Source organism: Acidaminococcus sp., assembly GCF_057597765.1.
On record NZ_DBMBXK010000023.1, the window covers coordinates 1 to 6,463 of the forward strand.

The 6,463-nt window shown below is 52.1% G+C and carries 7 protein-coding genes; all 7 read right to left on the reverse strand.

The genetic code is table 11. From position 1 onward, the window contains the following. On the reverse strand, nt 1-969 hold a 969-nt coding region (locus ACZOF8_RS10200), incomplete at its 3' end, for a glycosyltransferase family 4 protein (RefSeq protein WP_487426914.1). A 19-nt stretch (nt 970-988) separates the two neighbouring features. Then, nucleotides 989-1,810, reverse strand: coding sequence for a glycosyltransferase family 2 protein (locus tag ACZOF8_RS10205; RefSeq protein ID WP_487426915.1), 822 nt, complete (start codon nt 1,808-1,810; stop codon nt 989-991). Continuing rightward, complete coding sequence (locus ACZOF8_RS10210) at nt 1,803-3,203, reverse strand: sugar transferase (protein ID WP_487426917.1); 1,401 nt, start codon at nt 3,201-3,203, stop codon at nt 1,803-1,805. Before ACZOF8_RS10210 ends, ACZOF8_RS10205 begins: the two co-directional genes overlap by 8 nt. Nucleotides 3,204-3,336: 133 nt before the next feature. Next, nucleotides 3,337-4,062, reverse strand: coding sequence for a CpsD/CapB family tyrosine-protein kinase (locus ACZOF8_RS10215; RefSeq protein WP_308664655.1), 726 nt, complete (start codon nt 4,060-4,062; stop codon nt 3,337-3,339). Then, nucleotides 4,050-5,498 carry a GumC family protein gene (locus ACZOF8_RS10220; RefSeq protein WP_487426919.1) on the reverse strand — a complete coding sequence of 483 codons (1,449 nt, stop codon included), beginning with the start codon at nt 5,496-5,498 and terminating at the stop codon, nt 4,050-4,052. The genes ACZOF8_RS10215 and ACZOF8_RS10220 overlap by 13 nt, the downstream gene beginning before the upstream one ends. Before the next feature lie 14 nt (nt 5,499-5,512). Beyond that, nucleotides 5,513-6,166, reverse strand: coding sequence for a polysaccharide biosynthesis/export family protein (locus ACZOF8_RS10225; protein ID WP_481143795.1), 654 nt, complete (start codon nt 6,164-6,166; stop codon nt 5,513-5,515). Between the two features lie 71 nt (nt 6,167-6,237). After that, on the reverse strand, nt 6,238-6,463 hold a 226-nt coding region (locus ACZOF8_RS10230), incomplete at its 5' end, for a hypothetical protein (RefSeq protein WP_487426920.1).

Sequence of the window (6,463 nt, forward strand, 5' to 3'; positions counted from 1 at the left end):
AATCAATGTAGCATATTTCTCAGTAAAATTATCCTCAGAAAACAGCTCTCCTACATAAAGCCCAGATGTTCCCTCAACTACTTCTCTATGAGAAGGAATATCTGATAAAAACAAGCCTAGCCCACAATGCATAGCCTCAAGAACAGAAATAGAAAATCCTTCCGAAGAAGATGCTGAAGTATAAATATCGGAAATTGCCATATATTGATAGGGATTCGTCTGAAAACCGGCAAAAACAACATGATTATCTGCCAGTGACTTACATAAATCTTCATCCTCTCCCATTCCTAAAATCAGCAGGTATTCTTTAGGCCCATGGCATTTTACAAAGTTTTCCACTAAGAAAGGGACTCGCTTTCGCTGGATTAAATACCCTGCATATAAAAACACAATGGAATCTTCTGGAAGATGTAAGTCGCTTCGAGAAACATGGCAAGGATATTCAAAATCTTCTATTCCATTTTCAATATATTGACATCCAGAAATGTGGTTTTTCATAACATCATACACTGCTTTGGAACAGCAAACAACCTGGTCTAATCGCCGCATAGCCCATAAATGCATCTGGCAGTAGATTGAGCCTTTAGCCCTTCCATAGTTCATCAGGTAATCTTCAAACATGATATTATGAACTGTACTAATCGTTTTAAACTTCTTCCCCAATCTAGCATTCATAAGATCGGGGATAAATCCATGCCCATGGACAATATCAATACGATATTCTTCCATGATTTTTTTATACTCAAAAAGGCCATGGAGCAAGAATTGCAAACGGCTTCTATGATTACACTCAATAATTTGGAGCCCTGCTTTTTTTTCATTAGCAATAATTTCACGATCATTGCCTTCAAAAAGCGTAATTAAAACGGGTTCGAATCGTGTCCGGTCCAAATTATGGATCATGTTCAAGACTACCGCACTGGGTCCGCCTTTCACAATATAATTGATAACATAAGCAATTCTATGCATGGCGATTTTCCTTACCTGATTAACTTCTCAATATTTTCTTAAATACCAAAGCCCGCAACTTGTTGGGCATAACTGCCCCCACCAGCCTTACCATACTCTGAACCCAGTAATCATTCTGGCTGATAAAACCACTCTTTGCCATATATTCAAACAGCTTTCTCTGGGATTTCACATACTTCCATCCACCCCGCCGTTTGTACATTGCGCTTCCGGCACGCATCCACAGCATAGGTTCCTGGATGTTATAGCCCAAATACCCCTGCTGCAGCATACGGATCCAGAGGTAGTAGTCTTCCAACAGGTAAAAATCCTGATAGCTCCCTACAGCCTGTACGGAACTTTTTTTGTACATGATACAGGGGTGATTGAAGGGGTTTCTCTTTTTGGCAAACTGGAGGATTTCCTGTTGAGTTTCGGGGACAACCCGGCAGCCTGTCACGTTATGGATATCTCCATCGAATTCTTCCACAATGCCGCTGACCAAGCTGTACTCTGGATGTTCAGTGAAAACCTGCAGCTGCTTTTCACAGCGTTCCGGACGGCTTACATCATCGGAATCCATCCGGGCCACCAGTTCATACTTGCACTGTTCCAAACCAGCATTCAGTGCTTTTCCCAGGCCTCCATTTTTTTTCAGCCGATGGACATGGAGAACGGTTCCAAACAGTTGTTGCATCTTTTCGATGACGGCATCCAGTTCCGCCGTCAACGGTCCGTCGCAAACCAGGACAAAATCACTGGTGGGTATCGTTTGATGGAGGATGCTTTCCATGCTCTGTTGGAGATACTCCGGCTGTTCTTTATAATAGACCGACATAAGGACAGAATACTGTTTACCCATTCATTCTCTCCCGCACATGCACCGGCTCCACTTCCGCCGTCACCTGTCCTTCTGCCACCCCTTCGGTGCTGTCCTTCATGAACAGGATCTTCACGGTGGCGAAGATGATCTTGAAGTCTTCGAACAGACTGGGTTTAGCGATGTACATCAGGTCCAGAAGGAGTTTGTCGTAGGGGGTGGTGTTGTACTGGCCGTAGACCTGGGCGTAGCCTGTCAAGCCGCATTTGGCCTGTAGGCGCAGGTTCCATTCGGGCATGGCTTTGGCGTACTGGGCGGAGATTTCCGGGCGTTCGGGCCGGGGCCCCACGATGGCCATGTCGCCTTTCAGGATGTTCAGCAGCTGGGGCAGTTCGTCGAAGCGGACGGCCCGGATGAAGCGGCCCACTTTGGTGACCCGGGGGTCGTTTTCGCCGGTGCTGAGCCGGGCTACTCCGTCTTTTTCAGCATCCATGCGCATGCTGCGGAATTTCAGCACCTGGAAGACTTTGCCGTCTTTGGTGAGACGGGCCTGGCGGTAGAAGATGTCTCCTCCGTCAGTCATTTTGATGGCCACGGCCACGGCGGCCATAATGGGCGCAAAGAGCACCAGGGCCACCAGGGACAGGACGATATCGTAAAGGCGTTTGAAGAAAAGGAATTCGGGGGACGGATTGTACCGCTGGACGGCCATCATGGGCAGATGGAACAGATGGACTTTTTTGGCGCTGTCCATGATCACGTCTCCGATCCGGGGAATTACATAGGTGCCGATTTTGTGAGCCACGCAGTATTTGGTCACCAGGTTCCGGTTGTGGCTGTGGAGGCCGCAGCAGAACACCACTTCGGCCTGGCCGATGGTGCCGGGGATATCCTTCAGGCATTCCTCCACCGGGACTACGGACTGGACATCGAAATGGACGTCCATGCCATACTGCTTCACCAGTTTGTCCACGTTCTGCCCCTGGCCCAGGATCACCACGGTCTTTCTGGGCGGGAACTCCCGGAAGTACCACTGGTGGGCCGCCACGGTCCACAGGGTGATCAGGAAGAACTGGAGCAGGAAAGTGGGCACAAAGGGGAAGAAGCTGATGTAGTGCCGGTTGATCAGGATGGTGATGAGATACAGGATACCGTCGCTGATCAGGGCGGCCAGGGCCTGGCTGTACACCAGCTCGTAAATGCGGCTGATGGGCAGGCTGTAGCCGTTGTACAGATGGGATGTAAAGTAGTAGAACAGGCCGAACAGGAACACCATGATCAGGTTGCCTACGTAGTAGAAGGGATGGGTGATCTGGCTGGCATAGAAGTAGGACCAGCAGAGCCAGAAGGCCCCGGTGACCAGCAGGATGTTGAAGCCGTTGAGAAGTTCCTGTTGTATTTTTTTGTGCATGGATGTGGTCATGAAACGGTTCATGGTTGACCTCCTATTCGTTCATCGTTTGTCGTGGGGCGGGCCTGCTGCCCCTACGGTTCCAGTGCAGGATCTGCGTGCTGGGGAGTGCAGGTACGTCGCTCTTCACTCTTCACTCTGCACTCTGCACTCTGCACTATTCCTGTTCCCGCTTCCCCTTTTTCTTGTGATGCTTCACATGGTTCTCATCGTAATAATCGTAATAATAATAGCCGTATCCGTAGCCTTTGTGCTGCTGGGGAACGCCGTTTAAGACGACCCCCAGGATGTTGGCTTTGCCGGCCTGGAGACGTTTTTTGGCTTCCTGGACTTCTTCGGGAGCCACCATGCCGGAACGGACCACCAGAACCACGCCGTCGGCCAGGTTCCCCAACAGAGCGGCGTCGGTGACGGCCAGCACCGGGGGCAGGTCGATGAACACATAGTCATAGGCTTTGCCCGCCTGGTCCAGCAGCTGTTCCATTTTTTCCGATCCGATAAGCTCGGAGGGATTGGGCGGCACCGGGCCGCTGGTCAAAAGATCCAGGTTGGGGAACACTTCCGGATGGACCACCTGGGCAAAGGGGACTCCCTGGGCCAGGCAGTTGGTGACCCCCTGGTTGATGACCCCGAAAATCTTGTGCTGGACCGGCTTCCGCAGGTCGCAGTCCACCAGGAGGACTTTTTTCCCGTCCTGGGCCAGGGTCAGGGCCATATTGGAAATGGTGGTGGACTTCCCTTCCCCAGGGACGCTGGAGGTGAAGCAGATGTATTTCAGGTCCTGACCGGCTCCTGCAAACTGGAGGTTGGTCCGGATGGCCCGGTAGGTTTCCGCAATGGGAGACTTGGGGTCATTTTCCACAATGAGTTTTATTTCTTCCATAATTTCCTCCGCAGGCCGGCCCAGAATCCTTCTTCTTCCGGCCGTTTATGGTCTCCCGCTTCCGGGATCACCCCCAGGACGGGCAGTTCCAGATACTGTTCCACGTCAGCAGCAGTACGGATTTTCCGGTTCAGCAGGGTCCGGGCGATGGTGTAGCCGGTGCCTCCAAAGAGACCCAGGAACAGGGCCAGCACCAGGGTCAGCAGTTTCCGGGGTTTGATGGGTTTGTCCGGCAGGGTGGCTTCGTCCACCACTTGGACTTTGGTAGGCACCATCACTTCCGCCACTTTGGCTTCTTCCAGCCGTTTGGCCAGCATCACGTAGATTTCCTGGGCCACGTCCGCATCCCGTTTCACCTGCAGGTAACCCTGCTGGGTCTGGGGCAGCTTGGCGATTTCGTCAGCGTTCTTCTTTTCCAGCTGGTCGATGGCGGAATTCTTCCCCTGGGCCACGGCGATCAGGGCTTCGTTGGTGAATTTGTCACTGAGGAGCTTCTGCTGGACGGTGCTGGAAGAGGGCGCCTTCTGGGCGATGATGGCCTGGATCTCCCGGCGGAGACTGTAGCGGGCGGCCCCAATCTGCCGGTTGATTTCCTTCATTTTAGGGTTCTCGCTGGTGTATTTTCCGGTGTAGCCGGCCTTTTGGGTTTCCAGATCCACCAGCTTGTTCTTGGCCTGCTGGATGGAAGGGCTGTCGGCCAGGGAGGCCCCGGCTCCGGACAGCTGGTCGTTGATGGACCCCAGGGCGGCCTGGGCGGTTTCCATATCCAGTTTGTTCTGGGCCTTGGCTTTGTCCAGGTCGGTGATCCGTTCCGCCAGGCTCTTCATCTGGTTGTCGGTGGAGAAGATCTTGTGCTTCACCTGGTAGTTTTTCAGTTTGGTTTCCGCATCATCCAGCTCTTTTTTGGAGGATTTCACCCGCTGTTCCAAAAATTCCCGGGTGGCAGCGGATTCCGCATGGGACAGCTCCGTCAGCCGGTCCAGGAACCCCTGGACCAGCAGCTGGTTGGCTTCCTGGGCCTGTTCCGGGGTCTTGCCGGTTACGTCCACTTCCAGGATTTCCGTATCCTTGTAGGGCTTGGTGATGATGTGAGTTTTCACATAGTCCTCGTACCGGGGATACTTGCCGTCTTTTTCCTCTTCGGTCTGTTCGATCACCGGGATCACCACATGGCGGCTTTTGAGGATTTCCGCATGGGTGTTCATCTGCTGTTTGGTGAGCTGGGCGTTGCCCAGGGGCAGCTGTTCCATAACGGAACTGGACAGGCCTTTTTCCTGTTTGATCCGCAGCAGGGCGGTGGATTGGTAGGTATTGGGGACAATGAGCAGATAGGCCACGGCCAGGCCCAGGAACCCGCCAGTGATCTTGGCGATGGTTTTCTGGTTGGTCCGGACGATCTGCCACAGTTCCCGCAAATCGATTTCCTGTTCGTTCAAGATGGTTTCTCCTTTTAATCGTTGTTGTCCTTGATTTCCGAAATCATGTAAGCACCGCTGAGGAACGGAACAATATCCCGGGCAAAGTCGATCCGGCCGTTCTTGGTGAGATACAGGATATCCCCTTCCTTCAGGACCAGGTTGTCCTTCAGGTTGCCGGTTTTCAGCATATTGTTCAGGTTGATCTTGATGGCCTTGTTGGTGTCGTCCTGGTGGATCAGGAACACCTTCTTCTTGGCCGCATCCCAGGTGAAGCCCCCGGAAGCCCCCAGAGCGTCCATAATGGTGTGGCTCTTGGTAAGTTCATATGTGCCGGGCTTCTTCACTTCCCCAAACACATGGACCCGGATGCCCCCCAGTTTCACGATGTTCACGGTTACGTCCGGTTCCACATAGTACCGGGAAAGGCCGTTCCGGAGATATTGGGTGAACTGGTCCACGGTCATGCCGCTGGCGTTGATTTCCCCCACCAGAGGAAAGGAAACGGTGCCGTCGGGCCGGACGGTGTAGGGTGTTTCCTGGGAATTCTGGAGATTGGAGCTGATGTCCTGCTCCTGGATGACGACGATATTCAGCTGATCCCCCGGGCGCAGGGTGTATTCTTCCGCCCCGGCAGGAAGGGCCAGGGAAGCCAGGGCAAAGGCCATGGCCAGGATTTTCTTCTTCATGGAGCCTCCTTGGAGTCGTTGGTTTCTTGCAGAAAAGTATTTCTGTAAATACCAATATTTGTACAGGAAAATCATTCTGTTTTGTCACAAAGCAAGAGGGGCACAAGTAAACGCCTATACCCCCCCGAAAAGTTGTTCGCAAGTTCTTTATTCAGTTGACGGAAGACCGCATTTGTTCTTCCTTTACAGGCAACTGTGGTAACGTCCATATAATGGTGTAAAAAGATAATTTCATAAAAATGAGCCATATGCTCATCCTTTAGGTATAATGTAAATCGACCAAAACCCACATAATAC

Excerpts from the sequence above, each read along its gene's own strand:
- ACZOF8_RS10205 (WP_487426915.1), bottom strand. The coding sequence starts at position 1,810 with ATGGGTAAACAGTATTCTGTCCTTATGTCGGTCTATTATAAAGAACAG.
- ACZOF8_RS10210 (WP_487426917.1), bottom strand. The coding sequence starts at position 3,203 with ATGAACCGTTTCATGACCACATCCATGCACAAAAAAATACAACAGGAA.
- ACZOF8_RS10215 (WP_308664655.1), bottom strand. The coding sequence starts at position 4,062 with ATGGAAGAAATAAAACTCATTGTGGAAAATGACCCCAAGTCTCCCATT.
- ACZOF8_RS10225 (WP_481143795.1), bottom strand. The coding sequence starts at position 6,166 with ATGAAGAAGAAAATCCTGGCCATGGCCTTTGCCCTGGCTTCCCTGGCC.